Origin of the sequence: Mucilaginibacter gracilis, from assembly GCF_003633615.1 — a bacterium.
Lineage (GTDB): Bacteria > Bacteroidota > Bacteroidia > Sphingobacteriales > Sphingobacteriaceae > Mucilaginibacter > Mucilaginibacter gracilis.
Genome location: NZ_RBKU01000001.1, coordinates 367,958 through 393,521 on the forward strand (window position 1 = coordinate 367,958; position 25,564 = coordinate 393,521).

General features: G+C 41.6%; 20 protein-coding genes. 9 read left to right on the forward strand and 11 right to left on the reverse strand.

Going from position 1 to position 25,564, the window contains the following annotated elements; all coding sequences use genetic code 11:
• Positions 1 to 139 precede the first annotated feature (139 nt).
• The 8 genes from BDD43_RS01445 to BDD43_RS01480 all read right to left on the reverse strand — a co-directional run bounded on the left by BDD43_RS01445 (position 140) and on the right by BDD43_RS01480 (position 7,326).
• Positions 140 to 700, reverse strand: a complete 561-nt coding sequence (locus BDD43_RS01445; RefSeq protein ID WP_121195899.1) for a C40 family peptidase — start codon at positions 698 to 700, stop codon at positions 140 to 142.
• A gap of 414 nt (positions 701 to 1,114) precedes the next feature.
• Positions 1,115 to 2,365, reverse strand: coding sequence for a DUF2130 domain-containing protein (locus BDD43_RS01450; protein WP_121195900.1), 1,251 nt, complete (start codon positions 2,363 to 2,365; stop codon positions 1,115 to 1,117).
• Positions 2,366 to 2,428: 63 nt separating this feature from the next.
• Entirely contained in the window at positions 2,429 to 3,481 is a 1,053-nt protein-coding gene (locus tag BDD43_RS01455) for a DUF2157 domain-containing protein (protein ID WP_121195902.1), read from the reverse strand.
• A gap of 140 nt (positions 3,482 to 3,621) precedes the next feature.
• Complete coding sequence (locus BDD43_RS01460; RefSeq protein WP_121195903.1) at positions 3,622 to 4,548, reverse strand: bifunctional riboflavin kinase/FAD synthetase; 927 nt, start codon at positions 4,546 to 4,548, stop codon at positions 3,622 to 3,624.
• 35 nt (positions 4,549 to 4,583) lie between these two features.
• Positions 4,584 to 5,258: a tRNA pseudouridine(55) synthase TruB gene (truB, locus tag BDD43_RS01465; protein ID WP_394339628.1), complete on the reverse strand. Its 675-nt coding sequence runs from the start codon at positions 5,256 to 5,258 to the stop codon at positions 4,584 to 4,586.
• Positions 5,259 to 5,384: 126 nt separating this feature from the next.
• Positions 5,385 to 6,173, reverse strand: coding sequence for an undecaprenyl-diphosphate phosphatase (locus BDD43_RS01470; RefSeq protein WP_121195906.1), 789 nt, complete (start codon positions 6,171 to 6,173; stop codon positions 5,385 to 5,387).
• Positions 6,170 to 6,448, reverse strand: coding sequence for a DUF3098 domain-containing protein (locus BDD43_RS01475; protein ID WP_121195908.1), 279 nt, complete (start codon positions 6,446 to 6,448; stop codon positions 6,170 to 6,172). Before BDD43_RS01475 ends, BDD43_RS01470 begins: the two co-directional genes overlap by 4 nt.
• Positions 6,448 to 7,326: a cell division protein FtsX gene (locus BDD43_RS01480; protein ID WP_121195910.1), complete on the reverse strand. Its 879-nt coding sequence runs from the start codon at positions 7,324 to 7,326 to the stop codon at positions 6,448 to 6,450. Before BDD43_RS01480 ends, BDD43_RS01475 begins: the two co-directional genes overlap by 1 nt.
• A gap of 217 nt (positions 7,327 to 7,543) precedes the next feature.
• Between BDD43_RS01480 and BDD43_RS01485 the strand changes: the two genes are divergently transcribed.
• The 4 genes from BDD43_RS01485 to BDD43_RS01500 all read left to right on the forward strand — a co-directional run bounded on the left by BDD43_RS01485 (position 7,544) and on the right by BDD43_RS01500 (position 14,093).
• Positions 7,544 to 7,735, forward strand: a complete 192-nt coding sequence (locus BDD43_RS01485; RefSeq protein ID WP_147425542.1) for a hypothetical protein — start codon at positions 7,544 to 7,546, stop codon at positions 7,733 to 7,735.
• Between the two features lie 49 nt (positions 7,736 to 7,784).
• Positions 7,785 to 8,210, forward strand: coding sequence for a hypothetical protein (locus tag BDD43_RS01490; protein WP_121195913.1), 426 nt, complete (start codon positions 7,785 to 7,787; stop codon positions 8,208 to 8,210).
• A gap of 93 nt (positions 8,211 to 8,303) precedes the next feature.
• Complete coding sequence (locus tag BDD43_RS01495) at positions 8,304 to 11,291, forward strand: leucine--tRNA ligase (RefSeq protein WP_121195914.1); 2,988 nt, start codon at positions 8,304 to 8,306, stop codon at positions 11,289 to 11,291.
• A gap of 249 nt (positions 11,292 to 11,540) precedes the next feature.
• The gene (locus BDD43_RS01500) at positions 11,541 to 14,093 is read left to right on the forward strand and encodes an outer membrane beta-barrel family protein (protein WP_121195916.1); all 2,553 of its coding nucleotides are present in this window, start codon (positions 11,541 to 11,543) and stop codon (positions 14,091 to 14,093) included.
• 117 nt (positions 14,094 to 14,210) lie between these two features.
• Here BDD43_RS01500 and BDD43_RS01505 read toward each other — a convergent pair whose 3' ends face one another.
• The 3 genes from BDD43_RS01505 to uvrA all read right to left on the reverse strand — a co-directional run bounded on the left by BDD43_RS01505 (position 14,211) and on the right by uvrA (position 20,119).
• Positions 14,211 to 15,104 carry an IS982 family transposase gene (locus tag BDD43_RS01505; protein ID WP_121195917.1) on the reverse strand — a complete coding sequence of 298 codons (894 nt, stop codon included), beginning with the start codon at positions 15,102 to 15,104 and terminating at the stop codon, positions 14,211 to 14,213.
• Between the two features lie 383 nt (positions 15,105 to 15,487).
• Positions 15,488 to 17,119 carry an ABC transporter substrate-binding protein gene (locus tag BDD43_RS01510; protein ID WP_121195919.1) on the reverse strand — a complete coding sequence of 544 codons (1,632 nt, stop codon included), beginning with the start codon at positions 17,117 to 17,119 and terminating at the stop codon, positions 15,488 to 15,490.
• Between the two features lie 183 nt (positions 17,120 to 17,302).
• Complete coding sequence (gene uvrA, locus BDD43_RS01515; protein WP_121195921.1) at positions 17,303 to 20,119, reverse strand: excinuclease ABC subunit UvrA; 2,817 nt, start codon at positions 20,117 to 20,119, stop codon at positions 17,303 to 17,305.
• A gap of 243 nt (positions 20,120 to 20,362) precedes the next feature.
• On the opposite strand from uvrA, the gene BDD43_RS01520 reads away from it, so the two are divergent.
• The 5 genes from BDD43_RS01520 to BDD43_RS01550 all read left to right on the forward strand — a co-directional run bounded on the left by BDD43_RS01520 (position 20,363) and on the right by BDD43_RS01550 (position 25,564).
• Positions 20,363 to 20,953: an RNA polymerase sigma factor gene (locus tag BDD43_RS01520; RefSeq protein WP_121195922.1), complete on the forward strand. Its 591-nt coding sequence runs from the start codon at positions 20,363 to 20,365 to the stop codon at positions 20,951 to 20,953.
• A gap of 514 nt (positions 20,954 to 21,467) precedes the next feature.
• Positions 21,468 to 21,665 (forward strand): hypothetical protein, encoded by a 198-nt coding sequence (locus tag BDD43_RS01530; RefSeq protein ID WP_121195924.1) that lies wholly within the window; start codon positions 21,468 to 21,470, stop codon positions 21,663 to 21,665.
• A gap of 51 nt (positions 21,666 to 21,716) precedes the next feature.
• Positions 21,717 to 22,478: an endonuclease III gene (gene nth / locus BDD43_RS01535; protein WP_121195926.1), complete on the forward strand. Its 762-nt coding sequence runs from the start codon at positions 21,717 to 21,719 to the stop codon at positions 22,476 to 22,478.
• 109 nt (positions 22,479 to 22,587) lie between these two features.
• The gene (gene recA, locus BDD43_RS01540) at positions 22,588 to 23,595 is read left to right on the forward strand and encodes a recombinase RecA (protein ID WP_121195928.1); all 1,008 of its coding nucleotides are present in this window, start codon (positions 22,588 to 22,590) and stop codon (positions 23,593 to 23,595) included.
• Positions 23,596 to 24,220: 625 nt separating this feature from the next.
• Positions 24,221 to 25,564: a deoxyguanosinetriphosphate triphosphohydrolase gene (locus BDD43_RS01550; RefSeq protein WP_162847200.1), complete on the forward strand. Its 1,344-nt coding sequence runs from the start codon at positions 24,221 to 24,223 to the stop codon at positions 25,562 to 25,564.

The following is a 25,564-nucleotide window of genomic DNA, read 5'->3' on the forward strand; positions in this document are numbered from 1 at the left end:
CTGTTTGGCGTAATCGGCAGAGTAATAATTTAATCAAAATAGTTAAAATAGCATTTATACGGTATTGCAATCCAAAAGGTTACGGTATAGGCTACAAACCGCACAAATGGCATTTTATTTTGGCAGGAAAAAGTTTGGATTATAAGGTAGCTGTTTGAGGCTCGTCGTTCTGTTTCAGCAAACGTATTATTTGTACAAACCTGCGTTTGTACCGGTCGTCCATTGCGGTAATGGTAACGCCATGTTCTTTACCCGATGTTGAATGAATAAATGTTACTTCGCTATTTTGGTTACTCACCAAAATGCCTATATGACCAATGCGTCGGCTCTTTTTACTTGTACCAGTAAATAAAATAATATCTCCGGGAAGGGCATCCTCAAGTTTTATTTTTTCGCCTACGCTGATAAATTCGCACGAAGAACGCGGCACAGCAAAATTGAAATTTTTAAAAACATAACTTACAAACCCCGAACAATCAAAACCATACAAGGGGTTAGCAGCGGCAGTTCTGTAGCGAGTGCCTATTAATGTTTCGGCAAAATATAAAATATCATCGGCACAAACTTCGGCGGTATTTACAGTTGAGTTAGCTCCTTTATCTTTAACTGCCGAATTATTTTTTGGTTTATGCGCCGCATTTGCAGTTAAAGCAACGCAACTAAACAAAATAAAGAAAAAAACTGACAGGTAAGGCTTCATATTTCACCTGCAATATATTACTTTTTTTTGACAATTGAAATCTTACCAGCATTATTTTTTAGGAAAATTGAATAATTCACTAAGCAAAAGGCCTAAAATGTATCATTATGTTAATTTTTGATTAAAAAAATTAACATAACTGTTTTTTTTGAATTACGCCTCATAAAATGAAACCTTTTTTTGGGAATGCCGTAAAATTGCTTGTAAGAATCTATAGCTTATATAGCTTGCTATCAAGCTAATGCCATTTAAAAAGGCAAGTTCCGGTTATCAATTTTAATTTAACCGGAGTAATTAAAATTGATTTTAGTTTAGTGTATAGTTAATGGTGTGCTTTGGCCGGGTATCTGTGGGTACGATCCCGGCCTTTTTTTTATTTTTATGAAGCCACGATGCTGTAACAAGCAAACTCAATTATTCAATTAACAGCTCATCGGTATCATCGGTTAAGCTTAGTTGTATGTTCTCGCTGCCGGCAATACCTTCGATAGAACCACGAATATGGGCCGCATTCAGTAATACTTTTTCCAATTGTTTTTCGCGGGCCTTCCAAAGCTTTTCCATCGCATCGCGCTCACGCTGAATGGATATACGCATACTCATAAACCCTTCACGAATTGCCTTCCATTGTTCAGAAAACTCTGTCCCGGTAAGGTAATCATACAGCAGGTGCATTTTATCGCCCTTGTTCTCTTGCGACCGTGTGGCATTATACAGCCTGATAATACCATCGCGCAGTACCGACGCCACAGCCTTCGCCTCTTCAAACGAACATACCCAAACGCCCTCGCGCTCGCCAAAACAGTCCATCCCTTTAGGGTAACACTGGGTAACAATAACGGCAACATCAACCCCGTTGGCGCGCATATCTTTTTTAAGCTTCTCAATCCAATCGCCACCAAAGGCTGTAGTGCGTTTACTTTCGTAGATGATGCGGCCACACTCCTGCCCAAACTGGTTGCGCACGGTTTGCACGCAATCGGCCCCTCTAACACCTTTGCCCACCTCGCTTATCACATCAAAAGGGAAACTGTTGCGTAATAATTCTTCTAAAACCAACTCCTGCACCTCGCCCTGCAACTGTGTAGAACCCTGCTCGGCTTTACGCTTCATTTCTTCAACAAGCCTGCTCTGGTCCTCCAGTTTTTTCTTGTATTCCATTATCAGCATTTGGTGTTCGCTATCTTTAAGCAAACTTTTTTCGGCTTCCTGCTTGCGTATTTGTTCGGCCAGTTCGTTGCGCTGCTCCTGCAATTTGCGTTGCAGATTAATTTCCATTTCTTCTTCGCGGGTTTTTAACTGTTGTTCTTTCTGCAAAAATTCCAGCTCCTTTAAGCGCGAAGCTTTGAGCTTTTCCTCAGCATCTTTATTATTGCTTTGCAACATTTTTAACTCGTTCTCAAAATCGGCGGCTATGGTTTTGCGCAGGTTTTCTTCCAGGCTCAACTGCAAAGCTTTTTTTTCGCTGTTCAACTTATGCTCAAACTGCAACAATTGCTGTTGCTCCTTTTTGCTAAACTCGTCCAGCTTGCGCTGATACTCATCTTCCTTTTGGCGGGTAAAGGTTTGCATCTTTTCGCGCAGTTCCTTTTTATACTCCTCGGTCATGGCTTCCTCTAAAGGAAATACATTACCGCATCCCGGACACTTAACTTCTGTAGCCATACTCAATATATAGAATGATGAAAGTTGCTTTTAATTGTATGATTTTTTTCGTCCCAGAAGCCCTTATTTCTCCCTTTTAGCACTCCTTACGTTCCATATCTTCTCGGCCCGGCGGCCAATGAACCAGAACGAAACAGCCAGGATAGCAAAAAAAAGCGGCTTGTTGGTGTTGCTCCAAAAATACTCAAAGTATTTGGTATAGATTAATATGATGAGGAAAGTTATGCCAAACTCGCGGGCTATTACATCGTTATTTTTTAACCCGTAAAACAAAAATCCGCCAAAAAAAGCGGCTGCAATAATGCCCCAATAAAACAGCGTGATTTGCTTAACCGGCCACCATTGATCGAAATTGGCATAGTTACCAAAAAACGACAAAAACCATAGCGAAAGGAAAAGGTACAATAAGCCCGTGATATAAGTAATATCGGCAAATTGCTTAAACCATGTTTTACTTTTTAGTATTGCCCCAGCAGTTACGATAACCCCGCCGAACAGTACAAAGCGCAGCGGATAATTCATCCCTAAAAAGTAGTAGCCCCAATGTGTTTGATAGCCCGTTTCGCTGCCAAACCAACTTCCCAGCGAAATGAGAGCAAAAAGCCATATCATTTGCGACGCCATATTCCAGGCCAGTATGCCATACACAAATACCGAAACAAGGAAAAGCAGTGAAAAATGTCCCGAACCATTATCAAACGTTTTACCAAGGTATGCTATGCATAGGGCGGTAAATAAAACAGCCATAAAGGTTACAGCCTCGTTGCTAAAAACCTTTTCGGGAGAAATCCGCTTTAAGCGCCGTTCCCACAAAAACAGCCCTACAGCAGCTACTGCCGATATGATGGCAATAACAATGTTTGGGGTGTAATAAAGTTTTTTGATGTAGTTGATAAACGCATCGTCGATAATAAACCAGCCGAACGATATGCCGCCGCAGATAAGCGCTATCCAAAACGAGTACTTGGCGAGGCGCATCCAATCAAAACCCTTAATATCATACGACTGCCTGAGCGTTTGGGCTACGGCTTTATCAATAAGCCCTTCCTTTTCCCAATGGTTAATGGCGTGATTTAAAAATTCGCTTTCCTGTTTATCGAGGTCGAGTTTTTCCAAAGGCGATGTTGTAAAACACTAATATAGGGGTTATCTGTTAAATCGCGCTATTGGTAATACGGTGGCTACTACAAGAAATAAAAAACTATGTGGTTGCGAGCGAAAGCGTGGCAATCGCAATGACATGATTGGGATAGATGTTATTTTAACAACGCTAACACGCTTTCCCTATCCTTGGCTAATTGAATTTTAAGCTCATCGAGCCCGGTAAATTTAATATCGCTACGCACAAAATGATGGAAATGCATGCGGATTTGCTGGTCGTAAATATCTTCGTTAAAATCGAAGATGTTAACTTCAATATTACGCGTCATGCCGTTAATGGTTGGGCGGTGCCCTATGTAAGCCATACCTTTGTATACACCGCTTTGCAGCTCAACGGTAACTGCAAAAATGCCGTCGGCAGGTATTAGTTTGTAGCTTTCGGGGATAAGGATATTGGCCGTTGGGTAACCTATTTGCCTTCCAATTTGATCGCCACGGATAACCTTGCCGGTGATAAAAAAAGGATAACTTAAAAACTGATTAGCCAGGTCAACATCGTCGCTTAATAGTGCCGTGCGTATTTTGGTTGAGCTTACGGCAACATCATTAACATCCTGTTCGGGTATTTCTATTACCTCAAACTCGTAAACTTTGCTTAGGCGTTGCAAATCTTCAAGGCCGCCTTTGCGGTCTTTTCCAAAACGGTGGTCGTAACCTATCACAATTTTTTTGATGCCAATTTTAGCCACCAAAACATCGTGAATATACTCCAGGGCCGATAGGTTTGAAAAATCCCGTGAAAACGGGGTAACTATTAAGTGGTCAACCCCTAATTCTTCTAAAAGTTGAGCCTTTTCGCTTATGGTGGTGATGAGTTTAAGGCTCTGGTCTTCGGGGTTCAAAATCATCCGCGGGTGCGGAAAAAAAGTTAGTATAACCGTTTCGCCGCCGCACTCTTTAGCAAGCTCCTGTATTTTAGCTATAATTTTACGGTGACCAGTATGCACGCCATCAAATGTGCCAATGGTTACAACGGCGTTTTCTATCAACTCAAAATCGTCAATATTATTATAGATCTTCATGTACTGGCGGGGAATGTTATACGTGCAAAAATAGGTTATTTAAGCAATTCGGGCTCAACTTTTAACAATCGGATATGCTCAACCAATTCCATTACCTCAAAGGCATCGCTCACGTTAAAATTACCGCTGCGGGTTCGGCGCAGTTTTGACAGATATGCGCCATTATTTAAGGCCCGACCAAAATCGTTCACCAACGAGCGGATGTATGTACCCTTGCTGCAAACAACCCTAAAGTCCACTTCGGGTAAGGCAATACGGGTTATTTCAAACTCGCTTATGGTTACAAAGCGTAAACGCAGTTCCACTTCTTCTCCACGGCGCGCTTTTTCGTACAGGCGCTCACCATTAATTTTCACTGCCGAATGTGCCGGGGGGTATTGCTGTATGTCGCCGGTAAACTGCGCGGTGTTATTCAGTATTTGTTCGTCGGTAATATTGCCGATGTCAAATTTTTCATCCTCATCGGTTTCCATATCGTAGGATGGCGTGGTGGCTCCCAGTATCATGGTGCCGGTGTACTCTTTTTCCTCGGCCTGAAAGGTATCTATTTGCTTGGTAAGTTTACCGGTGCAAATAATGAGCAGCCCGGTAGCCAGCGGATCGAGCGTGCCGGCGTGGCCTACCTTTAACTTTAGCGGCTTTAACGAGTTGCGTATTTTGCCAACCACATCAAAACTCGTCCAATTATAAGGCTTGTTTACCAATAGCATTTCGCCTTCGGTAAAATTAAATTTCCGGAATTTTGAGTTCGATTCAGTCAACGATGTTTCTATTAAATAACAAATGCTGAATTCCGGATAAATTCCAAAATTCAGCATTTAATTTTGTGATTTTGTTTAGGCCAAATGCCCGGTAAAATACATTGCTATTAACACTATACCAATAATAATACGGTAGTAGCCAAATAATTTAAAGCCTTTTTTCTCCAAAAAAGTAATAAAGGTTTTGATGGCCAGCATGGCTACCACAAAAGCGATAACGTTACCCACTACCAAAAACTTAAGTTGTTCGCCCGTAAATAAAACGGCGTGGTCTTTTTTGTAATCCCACAACGCTTTGCAGGTGGCGCCAAACATGGTAGGTACAGCCAAAAAGAATGAAAATTCGGCGGCTGCGGTTCTACTCAATTTTTGCGACATACCACCAACTATGGTTGCTGCCGAGCGCGAAGTACCCGGAATAATGGATAAACACTGAAATAAGCCTATTTTAAAAGCTGTGGCGTTTGATATCTTGTTCGAATCGTCAACCTCAACTTTGTTGAACCATTGATCGACAAATAAAAGCACAATACCGTAAGCCAGCAGCGTTATGGCTACCACCAGTGGGCTCTCTAACAAAAGGTCGATCTTCTTTTTAAACAATACCCCTACTATAGCCGCAGGGATAAAAGCTATAAGCAGCTTAACATAAAAATCAAACGAACGTACAAATCGTTTAAAATACAATACAACTACCGAAAGGATAGCTCCAAATTGTATTACAATTTCAAAGAGTTTTACAAAGTCATCCTTATCTATACCCATCAAAGAACTTGCAATAACCATGTGCCCGGTTGATGATACGGGCAAAAACTCTGTTATCCCTTCAATTATAGCAAGGATAATTACATGTAGTATGCTCATGCTTTGTTAGCAGGTTTTTTAAATATTGCAAAAAAGCCAATGGCGAAACCACCTAATACGGTAAGGGGTGCTATAACAATTTTACGGGTATCGTAAATATCGGTAGTGCCGCTCATTAGCACAAAGCCAATAACTACTACGGCTATAGCTACTAAAAATATGCGGTAGTTTTGTTTACCGAACACAAATTGCGCCGGTGCTGTTGTTTGTGAAGCACGGGCTTCGGCTGTTTTAACCGGCTGTGCTATAATAGGTTTAACTTGTTTTTGTGCCATTATCTGTAAAGGTCGTAAATTTTTAAACGTAAGAATTTGCTCACTGCCGAGTAGGTGCTCAATACCGAAATTAAGATACCTATACCCACTACTCCTAAAAATACAATGCCAAACTCGGCTTTGCTTTGTAGTATAACCAAATCGGGTATTTGGATGGTTGCCAGGTAAAGCATACCTATGAGCAATATAACGGCTATAAGGCCGCCCAATAAGCCGTGCCATATACCGTACAATAAAAACGGTTTGCGGATAAACCCTTTTGTTGCGCCAACCAACTGCATAGATTTAATTAAAAAACGCTGCGAATAAATGGCCAGCCTGATGGTATTGTTAATTAACGCTACCGAAACTACCAGGAAAATTCCGGCGAAAGCCAAAACTACCAAACTAATTGAGCCTAAGTTTTGGTTCATTTGGTCAACTAACGATCGTTGGTAGATCACTTCCTTAACCAATGGGTTTTTTAGCAATTGTGCCTTAAACTGGTCTATATTAACATTGTTGGCATAATCTGCCTTTAAATACACGTCTATTGATGATGGCAGGGGGTTAAAGCCTAAAAAGCTTACAAAATCTTTACCGAGGTCTTTTTGCAGGTTGCGGGCAGCTAATTCTTTGCTCACGTACTCGGCATCCTTTACATACAGGTTTTGGTCAAGCTGTTTTTTAAGTTGTATCACGTCGGTTTCGTGCGCGGCATCGTCAACTATAATATTAAGTACTATGTTTTCTTTTACATAGCGCGACAGGTTATTGGCATGTACCAATATCAAACCCAAAAGGCCAATCATCAATAATACCATAGCAATACCAAATACTGTTGATATATATATTGCCTTGGTTTTTTTTGCCGATATGCTGGCCTCAAATTCTTCCATGTTGCTTTAAACTATCTGCGAAAATAAAAAAACGTTGCCATAAAGGTAAAATATTATTCTGTTTAAATTTTGCAGCCGAACTATTGGGGTAATTATTTTAACAAAAATTAACGCTTGGGAGTGGTTATTGGCTATTTGTTATTGAGTTATTGGGGGATTGCGCCATGTTAAAACTATTCGCATAGCTAATGGTTTATACAATATAAATATCATCACCATGAAAAAAGAAGCAAACGACCACGATAAACCATCACCGGCAGATACCCCTACGCACCGCCCACAGGATAACGGGCATAAAAGCGTGGTAAAAAGCGAGGATAAAGAATACCACGCCGATGAACCTGAGAATGAGAACATAGCCAAAAAGCATGAGAACGAAGAGCAGCCCGTACACTCGAATAAGAAATAGTTAACAGATTGTTAATTTTAATCTAATAAAAAAAGCTTTTCTTTACCTTATGAAGAAAAGTTATACGCTGATTATTTTATTATTTTTAGTTTTTACCGCCTGTAAAAAAGACCAGGCTTCTACTTCAACCGATCTGAAAACACAAATGACAGGCAGGTGGAATTACGTTAGTTTAGTTGGCAATAACTATGACACTAATGGAAAGCTGCTCGGGCAACAAAGTTCTTATACGGGTGTGTCCGGAGATTATATTCAGTTTAATGGGGACGGCACTTACGTTGAAAACCTGGTACCAGGCACGCACCTAACTGGTACTTATACAATCAACTCAACTACACGGTTTACTTTAAGTCCGGGGGTTGATAACCCATGCAGGGTGGTTAATATTGACAATGGCACTTTTACTTTCATTGTTGAAGGCCCCAAATACTCAGGCTACGGATATATCGAATATACGCACTCGTTAAAAAAATAACACGTCTATTATCAAAAGGTTAAAGTAATCAATTAACCCTATCAACCTGTTAGGGTTTTTACTATTTTTGCAGTTCATTCGGAAAATAGCGTAATGGATTACCAATTTAAAGACATCGAGAAAAAATGGCAGCAGTTTTGGGCCGCCAATCAAACTTTTAAGGCCGATAGCCAATCGTCAAAACCCAAGTATTATGTGCTTGATATGTTCCCTTACCCATCGGGGGCGGGCTTGCATGTTGGCCACCCGCTGGGTTACATCGCTTCCGATATTTTTGCGCGTTATAAACGTTTAAAGGGTTTTAATGTGTTGCACCCTATGGGTTACGATTCGTTTGGGCTACCTGCCGAACAATATGCCATACAAACCGGCCAGCACCCGGCCATTACTACCGAAGATAACATTGCCACCTATCGCCGCCAACTGGACCAGATAGGTTTCTCGTTCGACTGGAGCCGCGAAGTGCGCACCAGTTCGCCGGATTATTATAAGTGGACTCAGTGGATTTTTATGCAACTGTTTAACAGTTGGTATAATAAGGATGCCGATAAAGCACAATCAATTGATTTATTGGCGGAGCATTTTGAACAAAATGGATCGAAAGGTATCAATGCGGTTAGCGATGATGATACCGCCAGCTTTACAGCAGAGGAATGGAAAGCATTGAGCCATGATGAAAAACAAACCGAGTTATTAAAATATCGCCTTACCTACCTTCGCGAAAGCACAGTTAACTGGTGCGCTGCCTTAGGTACCGTATTGGCTAACGACGAGGTGAAAGACGGTTTTAGCGAGCGCGGCGGCTACCCTGTTGAGCAAAAAAAGATGATGCAGTGGAGTATGCGCATTACTGCCTATGCCGAACGCTTATTACAGGGCCTGGACAAAATTGACTGGCCAGACCCACTGAAAGAAATGCAACGCAACTGGATAGGCAAAAGCGTTGGCGCGATGGTGAAATTTCAGTTAGAAGACACAGTACCAAAAACTCAAGACTCAAGACTCAACGCTACGTTTTTAGAAGTTTTCACCACCCGTGTTGATACTATTTTTGGGGTAACTACCATTGTTATTGCACCGGAGCATGAGTTGGTACAGGCATTAACTACGCCCGAGCAAAAGGCAGAAATTGATGCCTGCATTGCGCAAACCAAAAAGAAAAGCGAACTCGACCGTATGGCCGATACCAAAACCATATCGGGCGCATTTACGGGAAGCTACGTAATTAACCCGCTAAACGGTGCTAAAGTACCCATTTGGATTGCCGATTATGTTTTGGCGGGCTATGGTACAGGTTGTGTTATGGGTGTGCCATCGGGCGATCAGCGAGATTATTTGTTTGCCAAACATTTTAATTTGCCCATTATTCCGATCATCGATATTCAGAATATTGAAACCGAGGCCGACCCAACCAAGGAAGGTAAATACATTAATTCGGACTTTATAAATGGCTTAGGCTACAAAGAAGCTACCGCCGCCGTAATTGCCAAACTGGAAGAAATTGGCGCAGGTTACGCCAAAATAAACTACCGCATGCGCGATGCCATTTTTGGCCGCCAACGTTACTGGGGTGAGCCCGTACCCGTTTATTTTAAAGACGGCTTACCGTATTTAATAGAGGAAAGCGAACTACCCCTGATACTACCCGAAGTTGATAAATACCTGCCAACCGAAAGCGGCGAACCACCTTTGGCAAGGGCCGAGGGTTGGAAGTACAGTGCCCCCTCTAAATCTTACGAATACGAGCTTTCGACTATGCCCGGCTGGGCGGGTTCAAGCTGGTACTGGTACCGCTACATGGATGCGCAAAACCCTAACGAGTTTGCAAGCAAAGAAGCCATAGCTTATTGGAAAGATGTTGACTTATACATAGGTGGAAGCGAGCACGCCACCGGCCACTTATTATACAGCCGCTTTTGGAATAAATTTTTGAAGGACATTGGTTTGGTTGTTGAAGAAGAACCTTTCAAGAAGCTGATTAACCAAGGGATGATACAGGGTGTTAGTGCTTTTGTATATGGATTTGGTGTTGGTGTATCAATTGCAAATGGTTCAGAAGGGCCGGCAGCAATAATGAGAGGTTATGATGGACCAGATAAATATATAATTCCTAAATCTTCTTACGACAAAGCAATTATTGGAGAGTATGATGATTTGACTTCTAAACTAATACAACATAGTTTAAATAAAGCTCGCAGTTTTGGCTTAGATGCATCATTTGATAGGGAAATGTCAGCCATAGCGCCTTTACATATAAATATAGATTTGGTAAATTCATTAACAAATGAGTTAGATGTAGAAGAATTTAAAAAAAGTGATAGATTTAGAGCATTACATATCAAAGGAATAGAGCTTGACGAGAATGGCAAATACATTTGCTTGCGTGAAGTTGAGAAAATGTCGAAATCGAAGTTGAACGTCGTTAACCCTGATTTAATTATTGAGCGTTACGGTGCCGATACCCTGCGCATGTACGAAATGTTTTTGGGCCCGCTTGAGCAGAGTAAACCCTGGAACACCAATGGCATTGAGGGCGTGTTTAAATTTTTACGCAAGTTTTGGCGTTTGTTCCATAACGAGGCATGGGAGTTTAAGGTGTCGGATGCTGAGCCAACCAAGGCCGAGTTAAAATCGTTGCACAAAATTATCCGCAAGGTTGAGGAAGATATTGACAGGTTTTCGTTCAATACTTCGGTATCAAGCTTTATGATTGCCGTTAACGAGTTAACCGATTTAAAGTGTAACAACCGTTCTATTCTGCAAAATATGGTGGTGATATTATCGCCATACGCGCCCCACATTTGCGAAGAATTGTGGACCTTGTTAGGTAACGAGGCAGGCACACTATCATACGCGGACTACCCTAAATTTAATGCCGAGTATCTGGTTGAAAACGAGTTTGCTTACCCTATTTCCTTTAACGGCAAAACCAAAATGAATTTAAGCATTTCTCTGTCTCTTGAAACCGGCGAGGTTGAAAGTATAGTACTCAACAATGCCGACGTTCAAAAATACCTGGATGGTAAGCCGCTTAAAAAAATCATTGTTGTAAAAGGCCGTATTATTAACCTGGTTATCTAATTAGTTTAACACACTCACAATAATTTTACACAAAGGTTCACAGCGCATTAAAAGGCTCTGTGAACCTTTGTGTTTTCCTCTTTGTGCCAATCCTGTGGTTAAAACACCGCTTTTATACTTACGTATAAGTGTGCGCTCCGTTTAGCATTCTTTTAAATAAAACAATGTAACAATTCTATAATGGCAAAAAATTATGCGCCTTGTAGTAACATTTGAATTACTTTTGCCTCTAATATCAAAACAATAAAAATGAAACAATTTTTTACACTTATAGCTATACTGTTTATCACGGCATCGGTTAAGGCCCAAATTGGGGGTGCCACCGGCGTTGTTGGCCGTATATCGGGTACCGTACTTGATTCGGCTACTCATAAACCGTTGGAGTTTGCCTCGGTAGCCATATACCGCAGCGGAGGCAAGGTGCCCAACAACGGTGTTTTAACCGACGAAAAAGGTAACTTTAAATTAAACGAAGTTAAAAACGGTAAATGGAAAATAGTGATCTCGTTCCCTACCTACCGTACCAAAACCGTAGACCCGGTGACCACCACGCCCGAAAAACCCGATTTTAACATGGGCATCATTAATGTAGCCGCCGTGGCAAGCACATTAAATACCGTGCAAATTACAGGCACTGCCGCCGTTATAGAAACCAAAATTGATAAAATAGTATTTAACGCCGAAAAGGATATTACCCTGCAAGGTGGTAACGCTACCGACGTGATGCGTAAAGTACCTTTAGTATCTGTTGATATTAACGGCAACGTAGCCTTACGCGGCGACCAAAATGTGAAGGTTTTAATTAACGGAAAACCATCGGGTGCTATGGCCAACAACCTGGCCGACGTATTAAAATCTATCCCGGCAGACCAGATTAAAAGTGTGGAAGTAATTACTTCCCCATCTGCAAAGTACGACGCCGAAGGTTCGGCTGGTATATTGAATATCGTAACCAAATCTAAAAACGTATCGGGCGTAAGCGGCTCGGTTAGCGGTGGCGTAGGTACAAGGCAAAACAATGGTAACGCCAACTTAAACATCAATCAAAACCGTTTAAGCATAACCGGCAATTTTGGCGGTAACTTTACCTGGCCACAAACCAGCCACACCGTTTCGGGTACCGATTTTGATGCTACCAATTACACTCATGCAACCAGCTCGAGCAGAATAAGCAGGTATGGCTACAGGGGTTCGGGAGCATTAAGTTACGATTTTAATAGCTATAACAGCTTTAACTCAAACATAGCACTTAACCAGGGTGGTTTTAAGGCTGATGGAAATTCGGACGCCGAAAGAAGCATTGATGTTCCTGCCAAGGCGGCTACAGCAAGCACAGCAGCCCAACCTGCAGTTAAAAGTTTGATAGATTATTTATCAAGATCAAACAGCAAAACTACATTTGGTGGTTTCGACTGGAATAACGATTATATCCGCAAGTTTAAAAAGGAAGGTCACCAGATAGATATTGCCGGCGAATGGAGCCATGGCATAACCGATTTTAATTCAACATCGGTATACACAACAACTACGATAAACGATTTACGATCGGTAAATAACGGCGTTAACAATGAATACACGCTTCAGGCTGATTATACCCTACCTGTTAACGATAAATTTAAAATTGAGGCAGGTGGTAAAAGTATCTTCCGCAGATTAAGCAGCGTATACGACAGCTATACAGGTTCATCTACCGATCTGGATGTTGACCCAGCCAGTTTTACTTACAACAGCGGGCTTTCAAACAATTATACTTACAATCAAAATATTTACTCGGGCTATACTGTACTAACATTCACGTTGCCTAAAAGCTATGCATTACAGGTAGGCTCACGTTTGGAGAATACCCAAATACATGGCGACCCCTACAGTGCAGTAAGTGGTTTAACATCGTTTGATAACAGCTATAACGTTTTTATACCAACGCTGGCCTTATCTAAAACCATAAAAAACTCAACCTATAAATTAACTTACACCAAGCGTATACAACGCCCAAGTTTAACTTTTTTAAATCCGTACAGAAACGAAACTAACCCTACCGCAATAACAGAGGGTAACCCGCAACTGCAACCCGAAATTTCGCAATATACCGAGTTAAATTACTCTACCTATATCGGTGCTTCGGTAATTAACATTTCGGCATATTACAAATACACCAGCAACTTAATAGAGGGTATTGCCGTTCCCTTCACCAATGTTAGTGGTAGTACATCCACAAGCGGAACGATAACCACTTATCAAAACATTGGCCATAACAATTCGTTCGGCGCAAGCTTTTTTGGTTCAATTAATCCCATTAAAATTTTAACTATACGCGGTAGCATCAATGCCTATACCTATAACCCAAACCCACAGGGCGGTTATATTATTGATGCATCGCAAAACGGAACGTATATAAATTACAATGCGTTTTTGGGCCAGTCGGTAAATTTAAAAGGTGGTTGGGCTGCCGAATCATTCATTATATTGAACTCTCCTAAACGTACTATACAGGGTACCACCCCATCATTCAGCTTATGGATAATTGGTGTTAAAAAAGAGTTCTGGGATAAAAAGGCAAGCCTTGGCTTAAACACTTTCGATCCGTTTTGGGAAAACAAAGCCTTCAATACCAACTTAAAAGGTGCGGGTTATACACAGTTTAGCAACACCCAGTTCCCTTTCCGTTCTTTCGGTATATCATTTAGCTATGCGTTTGGCAAGGTAAAATTTGCAGATCAGAACGATCCGACGCAAAAGAAAAAGAAAGGCGTTAACAACGACGACTTAAAACAAGGTGACTCCTCAAGCGGCCCAGGCCGGTAATTAGCCATAAAGGTTGTTATTTCAACCACAGTGATGAAAATCCTTTACAAGCGGCAGGTATACAGAAAACCAGCCGTTTGTAAAGGATTTTTTCATTTATAACCTGAGTTCGATTAATCAGAAAGCAAGAATTTGATTAGATCGATTTTGTTGGTAGGATATGGAAGGTTTTTTAGGGAGAAATGAGTAAGCGATCAATCCGGATACGATATTAGTGATAAAGTTAGTAAAAGAGCGGTGTCTTGCATGTTCGACCTGGCAGATGTTTTTGAGTTCATCATTAACAGTCTCTATGACCGATCTCTTGCGGAGCATGATTTTGTCGTTCATGGTCATCAGGCTGTTTTTCATATTGTTACGGATATTGGTTATGAGGTGTATATCACCAACAAACAATATTTTGGTCAGTTTTTCTGATATATAGCCTTTGTCGGCAAACAGTTTGCCAAAAACAGCTTTCAGGAAAGCTTCGTTTTTAAGTGGTTCCCGGTCATCTACGTTGGCCTGTGTAATAGCGAAGTTGAGTATTTCACCCTTGTCGCTAAGGACGATATGGAGCTTAAAGCCATAAAACCAGCCCATGGTTGATTTGCCTACTTCGGCAATGCCTTTAAATACCTTATTTCTTTTAATCCGTTTGGTATGGCATACCCTTATCGGTGTAGAATCAACGAACGAAATGCCAGTACATAAGCCTAAGCAGCAGGTTTTGAGAAAGATAGACATGGGCATCAGCACACTTTGGCTAAGTTCTACAAAGCGGTTGTAGGATACGGTGTTAGGAAACTCACGCTGCATGTGCCTTTGCAGATAGAAGATATAGAAGTGTTTAAAACACCGGAAGCCACTTAAATGAAAAAGCATACAAATGGATATGATCTCGCTTTTAGACATGGTTGGAGGGCGTTTAGATGGCTTACCTAACAGGAATGGCTGGGTAGTGGCATCAAAGTCCTTGCAAAACTCGTCAACAATACAAAAAATATCAGTAATTTTATCGTAGTCAATCATCTGGAAATGTATTTAAATATTTGAATGTCAGATACTTAAATATACTTACATTTCCTTTGATTGACAAATATTATCTCATTTATTAATCGAACTCAGGTTTATACTAACTAATCTGCATCTTTTGCTTTTCAATACCCGCACTTTTGAGAACTATCAGGTATGTCATGTTCTATACCCCGGAGGGGTTACAGGTCGGTAGAAAAAATATCCGGAAATAAGTTCGTGCCGATAGGTACGATACAGACCGTTTTTTATATAGAGCTATAAATAGTCTGTTAAGTATTGCGCCTAACGGCGCAAAAAAACGATCGCTCTTTGTTTTCTACCGAGCTATTGCACCTAACGGTGCAGATTTAATGATGTGGTTCATTCCTTATCACATATCACAACTTCCTAACCCGTTTCAGCACCAATAAGTTTTGCGAGTTTTTGCTGTAGCCGGTTATGTTGTTTTGGTACAGGTTAACCAGTTTATCGTAGTATAACACTACAACAGGTGCTTCTTCCATTACTATGTGATCCATTTGCTGGTATAGTTTAAAACGCTCTGCATCGTTTACCACCGTGTACGATTTCTCGAACAAGGCATCAAACTGTTTATTGTTAAAACCTGTATAATTTGGCCCGAAAGGTATTTTGTTTTTCGAATAAAATACCGACAGGTAATTTTCCCCATCCGGATAATCGGCAATCCAGGTACCACGAAAAAAGTTGACACCATTTTTTGATATGAGTTCGCGCAAACTAGCACGCTGTGTAATTTCAACGCGGCTGCGTATGCCTACCTTGTTTAATTCGCCTTGTATAAACTCAATCAGGTTACGGGTGGTAGTGGTGGCACTAATCAAAATTTCGGGCAAGTTTGTTCCGCCAGGGTAGCCGGCTTCGGCTAACAGTTTCTTTGCCCTTTCGGGATCATACGTATAGCCTTTTACAGCTTTGTCGTCAAAGCCGGGCATCCCTTTCGGGATAAAGCCCTGGTAGCCCGGTGTGCCTACGCTGTTGCGCAGGTACTTAATCATAGTTTTTTTATCAATGGCATAATTAATGGCCTGCCTTACTTTTTTAAACCTTAACGGCGATGCTTTTACAATGGGCAAATTAGTATCAACCAGCATACCCACGTATTCGGTATTTAAATAAGGACGGCTGTTAAACTGAAACTTACCCTTGTATTTGGTAGTTATCTCGCCCGATTTTGTTAAAATATCATCGCGGTAACTGCCGTCAATGTCATTAAAAAAATCAAGCTTTTTTTTAATAAACTCCATAAAGGCCGTTTGCTTATCGTTAATAAAGGTTGCCCGCACGGCATCCAAATGCGGTAGGCGCGAACCATCGGTATCCTTTTCCCAATATTTTTCGTTTTTAAGCAACACCAGCACCTCCCCTTCTTTCCAATACTTAAATTTAAACGGACCGGTGCCAACCGGGTGGCTCCTAAAATCTTTACCGTAAAAATCAACCACTTCGTGCGGCACTATTGAGCAGTATTGCGCCGTAAGTAAACTGATAAGCGGCGGGAAAGCAAATTTTAACTGTATCTGGAAAGTGGTATCATTAACCGCCACAAAGGAGTTTTTATCTTTAACCTTATCACTAAATATCCACGAGCCTGATGATGCCACTTTAGGGTCTATCAACCGACTCAGACTGTATACCACATCTGCCGCGGTGGCTTTGCGGCCAACGCCATTTACAAACTGCGGAGCATCCTGAAAATAAACATCGTTACGCAAATGGAAGGTGTACAGCGTTCCCTTTGCCGCAATATCCCAGCTTTTTGCGATGCAGGGTTTCATGTGCAGGCTATCATCAATTTGCACCAGGCCATCGTATAGCTGGTTATCCATCCACAAGGCAAACTGGTTACGCGCAAAAGCCGGATCGAGCGAGGTTAGGCCGTCTTCCATGTTCATGTTGAAAATGGTTTTGCCGTCGGTGTTTTTGTTGCTGTTGCAGGATGTGAAAGCGAGTGTGCTTAGGAGGATGAGGTATAAGTAAAGTGCTTTCATACACGGCTAATATACAAAAAGGCTCTTCAAAAAGCCGCTTCAAAAGCCCCCTGTAAAGCCCCCTCTAAATCTCCCCCGGTAGGGGAGACTTTTAAGACTTTTAATTTGCGATTATTCTTTTAAGCCCTCCCTACCGGGGAGGGTTGGATGGGGCTTCTCCCTTCCGGGGAGGGTTGGGTGGGGCTAAAACCGCTCTTTCAAATATTTCCCGGTATACGATTTTTTTTCTTTGATTAAATTTTCGGGCACGCCTTCAAAAACAACCTTGCCGCCGTTGTTGCCGCCTTCGGGGCCAATATCTATCACCCAGTCGGCGCATTTAATTACGTCCATATTGTGTTCTATAACAATAATGGTGTTGCCGTGCTCAAGCAGGGCATCAAACGATTTGAGGAGCTTTTTAATATCGTGAAAGTGCAAGCCTGTAGTAGGCTCATCAAAAATAAACAGTGTTTTATTGGCGTTGTTGCCCTTTACCAGGAAGGATGCCAGCTTAATACGCTGCGCCTCGCCACCTGATAATGTATTTGACGACTGGCCCAAATGTACATAACCCAAACCCACATCAACCAGAGGTTTTATTTTGCTGATGATTTTGGTTTCTTTGGCAAAAAATTCAAGCGCCTCGTCAATGGTCATGTTCAGTACATCGTCAACATTTTTTTCGTTGTAGGTTACATCCAGCACATGCTGTTTAAAGCGTTTGCCACCGCAGGTTTCGCAGGTTAAAAAAATGTCGGCCATAAACTGCATTTCTATCTTTACCTCGCCTTCGCCCTGGCAGGTATCGCAACGGCCACCCTCCACGTTAAACGAAAATGCCGAAGGCTTTAAACCCGCCGCCTTTGCCGCCGTTTGGCTGGCATATAGGTTACGTATCTCGTCCCAGGCTTTTACATAAGTTACCGGGTTTGAGCGCGACGAACGGCCTATAGGGTTTTGATCCACCATTTCAACCTGTTCAATTTTTTTATAATCGCCCTCAATACTGTCGTAACTTCCGGTTTGCTCACCGGTGTAGTTGCCCAAAGCCTTTTGTATGGCTGGGGCCAGTATGCGTTTAACCAAACTTGTTTTGCCCGAGCCCGATACGCCCGTTACCACAGTTAAAACCCCAATGGGGAATTTGGCATCAACATGTTTAAGGTTATTTTCGCGGGCACCTTTAATTTCAATAAAATCCGTCCAGGGGCGGCGGTGTTTGGGTATGGCTATTTCTTCGCGGCGGCTCAAGTATTTACCTGTGAGGCTGTGCTGGTCGGTTAATATTTCATCATAAGTACCGGTAAATATCAGTTCGCCCCCGTGCGTGCCGGCTTCGGGGCCAATATCAATAAGGTAATCGGCGGCTTGCATAATTTCCTCCTCATGCTCAACAATAATTACCGTGTTGCCAACATCGCGCAGCGACTTTAAAACACCTATCAACTTTTGGGTATCGCGTGGGTGCAGCCCGATGCTGGGCTCGTCAAGTACATAAATTGAACCTACCAAACTGCTACCTAACGAAGTAGCCAAATTAATACGCTGCGATTCGCCGCCCGAAAGCGTGTTTGATAAACGGTTTAGGGTTAAATAACCTAAGCCCACATCGTTTAAAAAGTTGAGGCGGTTTATTATTTCAACCAGTAAACGCTTGCCAATTGTGTTATCATGCTCATTCAGCTTTAAATCTCTAAAAAACTCGAAGGCTTTATCCAACGGCATCAAAACAATATCGGTTATTGATTTGCCGTCAATTTTAACGTACGATGCATCCTGGCGCAAGCGGCTGCCCTTGCACTCGGGGCAGTTGGTTTTTCCGCGATAGCGCGATAGCAACACGCGGTATTGTATTTTATAGGTTTGCTCTTCCAGTTCCTTAAAAAATTCGTCGAGGCCTCTAAAATACTTGTTGCCTTTCCATAAAAGCTGCTGTTGCTTTTCGGTAAGCTGGTTATATTGCCTGTGGATTGGAAAATCAAACTTTAACGATTCTTTTACCAACTTATCGTTCCACTCGCGCATTTTTTCGCCACGCCAGGGGGCTATGGCTCCTTCGTAAATGGTTTTGCTTTTATCGGGTATAACCAAATCCTCGTCAATACCAATTACCTTGCCGTAGCCTTCGCACTTTTTGCAGGCTCCGTAAGGGTTGTTAAAGCTAAAAAAGTTGGCCGATGGTTCTTCAAAGCGCATACCGTCCAGCTCAAACCGGTCGCAAAAAAATTGTTCTTTCTCGGTATCGCCATCCGGCTGCTGGTAACGCACATAGCAATCGCCCTTACCTTCAAAAAAAGCAGTTTGGGCACTATCAGCAGCGCGGCTTAAAGTTTCATCCTCGTCGTTTTTGTTAATCCGGTCAATAACTATTTTAAGTTCCTCGTCGTCTTTTAAAGTTTCGTTACCAACTTCTATATCCTCCAGCATGCTTTCAATACGCGCCAGCTTTCCACGGTACTCTACCCGTACAAAACCCTTTTGCATTAACACAGCAAGTTCTTCTTTTAGGCTGCGGTTATTATGCGGGTGCAGCGGACACAAAACGGTAATGGTGGTATCGTTAGGTAAAGCACCTATAAAGTTTACCACATTGGTAACGGTATCTTTTTTTACTTCGTGGCCCGATATTGGCGAGATGGTACGCCCTATACGTGCAAAAAGTAGTTTTAAATAATCGTATATCTCGGTTGATGTACCTACGGTTGAGCGCGGGTTTGATGTAATTACCTTTTGTTCAATGGCAATAGCGGGCGCAATACCGCGGATATAATCAACATCGGGCTTGTTCATTCGGCCCAAAAACTGGCGGGCGTATGACGAAAGACTCTCTACATAACGGCGTTGCCCTTCGGCATATAAGGTATCAAAAGCGAGCGACGACTTACCCGAACCAGACATGCCTGTAATAACCACAAGCTTGTTTTTTGGGATTTCGACGTCCATATTTTTAAGATTATGGACACGGGCACCCTTTATCAATATATATTTTTGTGAATCCTTCTCTGCTGCTATCTTCATCTAAATGTTAAAAAACCTAAATTATTTGTGTAATAAGAACATTGTTCTTAATTTGTTTAGCCGTTGCAAAAATATGGCTTAAAGCTGGTTAAAAAACCACAATTTTGTATTTTATTATTTGCTAATTGTCAAAATAATTATTTCATTTGAATAACTTATTACTCACTTAAACAATTCTCATATAGCAGCAACTCTACTTTCACATATTTCGTATATTTAATTAAGACTATAAAGTAGAATTCTATGGATTTCCAATTGACGAGTGACCAAGATCTGATCCATCTATACATAGCGGGCGACGAGAGCGGTTTGCAGGAGTTGATACGCCGCTACCAAGCTAAAATTTATACTTCTATTTATCTGTTGGTTAAGGACGAATACCTTGCCGAAGATATTTTTCAGGATACGTTTATTAAGGTTATTAATACCCTAAAAGCCGGCCGCTATAACGAAGAAGGTAAATTTTTACCCTGGGTGATACGCATAGCGCATAACCTGGTGATTGACCATTTTAGAAGAGAGAAACGCACACCCGTAATTAACAACGGCGACGATTTTGATATTTTTGAAGTGCTGGGCCGCTATGATGAAAGTATTGAAGATAAACTGGTGCGCGAACAAACCCACCGCGATTTAAAAACACTGATACACCTTTTACCATCAGAACAAAAGGAAGTATTAATTATGCGCCATTACGGCGATTTAAGCTTTAAAGAAATTGCCGATATTACCGAAGTAAGCATTAACACCGCCCTTGGCCGTATGCGTTATGCGCTCAATAATTTGCGCAAAATGCTGCAAAGTAAAGAAAGCAGCCTTAAGCTCAATAACTAATATCATGATGGATAGTCTTTAGCCACAAGTTTTAAGTTTTAAGTCCAAAAAAGAATAATCTAACTCTTGACTGAAGACTTAGTACTATTGACTTAAAACTAATAGTATTTACATACTCCGCCCTCAATTGGGCAAATTCTACTTTACAAATAGCGATGGCTTTAAAGCATCGCTATTTTTTTGCATAAGCGATACCGCCTCCAACCCCCTGTCTCGAAAAATAGCCTTGATAAATGCTGTGCAAACACACTGCAAAAAAAACACCCTGTTTATGCTTCTATTAAAAAATCCGACATGCCCAATTTATGGCACAACCATTAAAATTGGCTTTTTGTATAACATAGCAAGTGGGTTTGCGTTTTATAACATGCGCTTACAATGCCGGTAAGGGTGTTTAGGTTGTTTGAGGTATTGATAATAACAAAGATGAAATTTAGATGAAAAAAATATACGCCCCGTGAAATAATTAACATAAGCCTACGTTTTTAATCTATATTTAATCTCACAAACGCTTATGACCGAAATTTTTACAACAACTATTAATTCAACACCTAACAGTTTGAAGATGAATGAGCAAGACACCATCGAAAATATTGGAGTGGATGAAACTACTTTTTACCACTCTATTTGTGCCGATTTGGACTTAATGGTGACCAACCCACGGTTTGATACAGTACAAAGCATTTTAAATCATTCGCAAAACTTACGTTAGTTTAATATAACAACGTCGCTTGCTTTAAAGTGGCCGTTGTTATATTTGCAAATGTTAAAACCCGAACGCTACCGCCACTTTGTTGAGTATTTTGCAAAGAACCAGCCCGTTGCCGAAACCGAGTTACATTATACCAATCCGTTTCAATTACTTGTTGCTGTTATCCTCTCTGCCCAGTGTACTGATAAGCGCATCAATCAGGTTACTCCGGCATTATTTGAGCGTTTCCCTACGCCCGAATTATTAGCGGCTTCTACACCCGACGAGGTGTTTACCTACATCCGCAGCGTTAGCTACCCCAACAACAAAGCCAAACATTTGGTTGGCATGGCCAAAATGCTGGTTGATGTTTTTCACGGCGAAGTACCGAGCGACATTAACCAACTGCAAAAAATGCCGGGCGTTGGCCGAAAAACAGCCAATGTTATTGCATCTGTAGTTTACGATGTTGCTGCCATTGCGGTAGATACACACGTGTTTAGAGTATCAAACCGTATTGGCTTAACAACCAATGCCAATACCCCGCTAGCGGTAGAAAAGCAATTAATAAAACACCTGCCCCAAAATACTTTAGCTATTGCCCACCACTGGCTTATTTTGCATGGCCGTTATATATGCGTTGCCCGCAGCCCAAAATGCGATGTTTGCCCACTTACCTGGTTTTGTAAATATTACGAGCGCACCCACACCGAAACCTACCTGTTAAAGCAGGAAGCGGCCCAAATAAAAAAGGCCGAGGCCGCTAAAAAGAAACGTAAAATTGATGTAATAAGCCTGGAGCTAAAAAAGCGAAGTGTGGATAAAGATATTTGATTTGATAGGCCCGTATGGCTAAGTTTACCAAACAAAAAAATATTTTACCAAAAATATTAGTAATTACTAATTTAGTTAGTATATTTACACCCACACAATATATATCAATATGAGTAGCGTAGAAAAATTAAAAGCATTACAACTTACTTTAGATAAGCTGGAAAAATCATACGGTAAAGGTACCATTATGAAATTGGGCGATACCGCCATTGAACCCATAGAAGTTATTTCAACCGGGTCGTTAGGTTTGGATATTGCCCTTGGTGTTGGCGGTTTACCTAAAGGCCGTGTAATTGAAATTTACGGACCGGAATCATCTGGTAAAACAACTTTAGCCATACATGCTATAGCCGAGTGCCAAAAAAATGGCGGTATTGCTGCCTTTATTGATGCGGAGCATGCTTTTGATAAATACTACGCCAAAAAATTAGGTGTAGATGTTGAAAACCTTTTAATATCTCAGCCAGATAACGGCGAGCAAGCTTTAGAAATTGCCGATAACCTAATCCGCTCGGGTGCTATTGATATTATCGTGATTGACTCGGTTGCGGCATTAGTACCGAAGAGTGAAATTGAAGGCGAGATGGGCGACTCTAAAATGGGTTTACAGGCACGTTTAATGTCGCAGGCTTTGCGTAAGCTAACCGGCACCATTAGCAAAACCGGATGCTGCTGCATATTTATTAACCAACTGCGCGAAAAAATTGGTGTAATGTTTGGTAACCCCGAAACTACCACCGGTGGTAACGCCTTAAAGTTTTATGCTTCGGTACGTTTGGACATCCGCAGGGTATCGCAAATTAAAGATACCGACGAGGTATCGGGCAACAGGGTTAAGGTTAAAATAGTGAAAAATAAGGTTGCACCGCCTTTCCGCATAGCCGAGTTTGATATTATGTTTGGCGAAGGTATATCCAAAGCCGGCGAAATTATTGATTTGGGCGTTGAATACGAGGTTGTTAAAAAAGCAGGTTCGTGGTTTAGCTATGGCGAAACCCGCCTTGGCCAGGGCCGCGACGCAGTTAAACAATTAATATTGGATAACCCCGAATTGATGGAAGAACTGGAAGGAAAAATTAGAGCCGTTGTTACCGGCGAAAAACTGGAGAAAGTTTAATAGTTTTTAAATATATAATGTGAATGATAGCGATAGGCGAAAGCCCATCGCTATTTTTTTATTGCACTTAGGTGGAGTGGCTATAGTATAATTACTTGGGCTTCTCTGTGTATCATTCGCTACCATTGCGTTTTTTATTCTCCTATGAAGCACTACGTATAACCCACATCTTTCATTTTATCTGAGTAACTGCGCCGGTAGGTGCAACAGGTTGGTAGAAAACAATAAACAATGATTTTTTTGCGCCGGCAGGTGCAATACTTAACGGCCTATTTATAGCTTGATATAAAAATCGGTCTATATCGTACCTACCGGCACGAATTATTTTCCGGATATTTTTTTCTACCGACCTATAACCCCTACGGGGTATAGAAAACATATGGTACATCTGATAGCTCTCCAAAGTGTGGGTGTTGAAAAGGCGAGAGATGAAGATCCTTAAATAACAAGGAGGAAACCCCTCCATATCCTCTCTCCATATCAAAACCGTACAGGTCAACGCCTTTAATTCATTCCCGCTTCAAAATCTTCGCATTATACACCGAGAGCGGCTGTCTCCGCATTCAATTAAATTAGCCTCCAAAATATGTTGAAATAGTGGTAATATTGAGCCGATATGAATACGATGCAATGGGACAAGCTTTTATCGGCCAAACGATGGGGCTATGAAGACAGATATACCGACAATTATGCAGATGCCCGCTCGGAATTTCAGCGGGATTACGACCGGTTAATCTTTTCATCTCCGTTTCGTAAGTTGCAAAACAAAACGCAGGTTTTTCCGCTTCCGGGTAGTGTATTTGTTCATAACCGGTTAACGCATAGTTTAGAGGTAGCCAGCGTTGGCCGCTCGCTGGGGCGGATATTTTACAACAAGCTCCGCGAAAGCGAACCCGATATTGATACCCGGCTGCCTTTAATGAGCGAAGTGGGCAATATTATTGCCTCCGCATGTTTAGCTCACGATTTGGGCAACCCCGCCTTTGGCCACTCGGGCGAGGCGGCAATGTCATACTATTTTACCGACGGCGACGGCCTTATTTACAAGGACAAAGTAACGGCCGAACAATGGGCGGATTTAACACACTTTGAGGGTAATGCCAATGCACTGCGCATATTAACACATCCCTTTACGGGCCGGGGTAATGGCAGTTATGCCTTAACTTACAGTACGCTGGCTTCTATAGCAAAATACCCTTGTGCAGCGGTTGCGGGTAATATTAAGGGCGTTATCAATCAAAAAAAATACGGCTTCTTCCAATCAGAACAGGCGGGTTTTGAAAAAATAGCGGGCGAATTAAATTTAATGAAGGTTAGTGATGAGCCCTTAATATACCAACGCCACCCGCTGGTTTACCTTGTTGAAGCGGCAGACGATATTTGCTATAATGTGATTGATTTGGAAGACGCACACCGCCTGAGTATATTATCGTACCAGGAAGTGGAAGAACTGTTGCTGCCCTTGTGCAATAGTGAAAACATGCCCAAATACTTAGCAAATATTGAAGACGAGGATGCTAAAATAAGCTATATGCGCGCAAGGGCAATCAATACGCTGATACAAGAATGTTCGGAGATATTTTACAGAGAACAGGATAACATTATGAATGGTGCCTTTAACCAATCGCTGATGGATGTTATTGCGGAGCCCTACCAATCGGTACTAAAAAAGATAGAGGCGGTATCAATCAAAAAAATATACAACTATGCATCGGTTGTACAAATTGAAATTGCGGGTTATAAGGTTATGAATGGCTTACTCGAAGAGTTTATTCCGGCCTACCTGGAAAACAGATCGAAATATCACGAAAAGCTGATAGCACTTATCCCCAAACAGTTTTTAACGCACAATGCCGATGTTTATTCGAAAATACAAACCGTGCTTGATTTTGTATCAGGCATGACGGATATTTACGCGGTAGAGCTTTTCAGGAAAATTAAAGGTATTTCGTTCCCGTCCATGAGTTAA

What these genes read in the sequence shown, in the direction of transcription:
- BDD43_RS01445 (WP_121195899.1), bottom strand. Translation starts at nt 700, where the DNA reads ATGAAGCCTTACCTGTCAGTTTTTTTCTTTATTTTGTTTAGTTGCGTT.
- BDD43_RS01450 (WP_121195900.1), bottom strand. Translation starts at nt 2,365, where the DNA reads ATGGCTACAGAAGTTAAGTGTCCGGGATGCGGTAATGTATTTCCTTTA.
- BDD43_RS01460 (WP_121195903.1), bottom strand. Translation starts at nt 4,548, where the DNA reads ATGAAGATCTATAATAATATTGACGATTTTGAGTTGATAGAAAACGCC.
- truB (WP_394339628.1), bottom strand. Translation starts at nt 5,258, where the DNA reads ATGCTATTGGTAAACAAGCCTTATAATTGGACGAGTTTTGATGTGGTT.
- BDD43_RS01470 (WP_121195906.1), bottom strand. Translation starts at nt 6,173, where the DNA reads ATGAGCATACTACATGTAATTATCCTTGCTATAATTGAAGGGATAACA.
- BDD43_RS01475 (WP_121195908.1), bottom strand. Translation starts at nt 6,448, where the DNA reads ATGGCACAAAAACAAGTTAAACCTATTATAGCACAGCCGGTTAAAACA.
- BDD43_RS01480 (WP_121195910.1), bottom strand. Translation starts at nt 7,326, where the DNA reads ATGGAAGAATTTGAGGCCAGCATATCGGCAAAAAAAACCAAGGCAATA.
- BDD43_RS01485 (WP_147425542.1), top strand. Translation starts at nt 7,544, where the DNA reads ATGAAAAAAGAAGCAAACGACCACGATAAACCATCACCGGCAGATACC.
- BDD43_RS01490 (WP_121195913.1), top strand. Translation starts at nt 7,785, where the DNA reads ATGAAGAAAAGTTATACGCTGATTATTTTATTATTTTTAGTTTTTACC.
- BDD43_RS01495 (WP_121195914.1), top strand. Translation starts at nt 8,304, where the DNA reads ATGGATTACCAATTTAAAGACATCGAGAAAAAATGGCAGCAGTTTTGG.
- BDD43_RS01500 (WP_121195916.1), top strand. Translation starts at nt 11,541, where the DNA reads ATGAAACAATTTTTTACACTTATAGCTATACTGTTTATCACGGCATCG.
- BDD43_RS01505 (WP_121195917.1), bottom strand. Translation starts at nt 15,104, where the DNA reads ATGATTGACTACGATAAAATTACTGATATTTTTTGTATTGTTGACGAG.
- BDD43_RS01510 (WP_121195919.1), bottom strand. Translation starts at nt 17,119, where the DNA reads ATGAAAGCACTTTACTTATACCTCATCCTCCTAAGCACACTCGCTTTC.
- uvrA (WP_121195921.1), bottom strand. Translation starts at nt 20,119, where the DNA reads ATGAAGATAGCAGCAGAGAAGGATTCACAAAAATATATATTGATAAAG.
- BDD43_RS01520 (WP_121195922.1), top strand. Translation starts at nt 20,363, where the DNA reads ATGGATTTCCAATTGACGAGTGACCAAGATCTGATCCATCTATACATA.
- BDD43_RS01530 (WP_121195924.1), top strand. Translation starts at nt 21,468, where the DNA reads ATGACCGAAATTTTTACAACAACTATTAATTCAACACCTAACAGTTTG.
- nth (WP_121195926.1), top strand. Translation starts at nt 21,717, where the DNA reads ATGTTAAAACCCGAACGCTACCGCCACTTTGTTGAGTATTTTGCAAAG.
- recA (WP_121195928.1), top strand. Translation starts at nt 22,588, where the DNA reads ATGAGTAGCGTAGAAAAATTAAAAGCATTACAACTTACTTTAGATAAG.
- BDD43_RS01550 (WP_162847200.1), top strand. Translation starts at nt 24,221, where the DNA reads ATGCAATGGGACAAGCTTTTATCGGCCAAACGATGGGGCTATGAAGAC.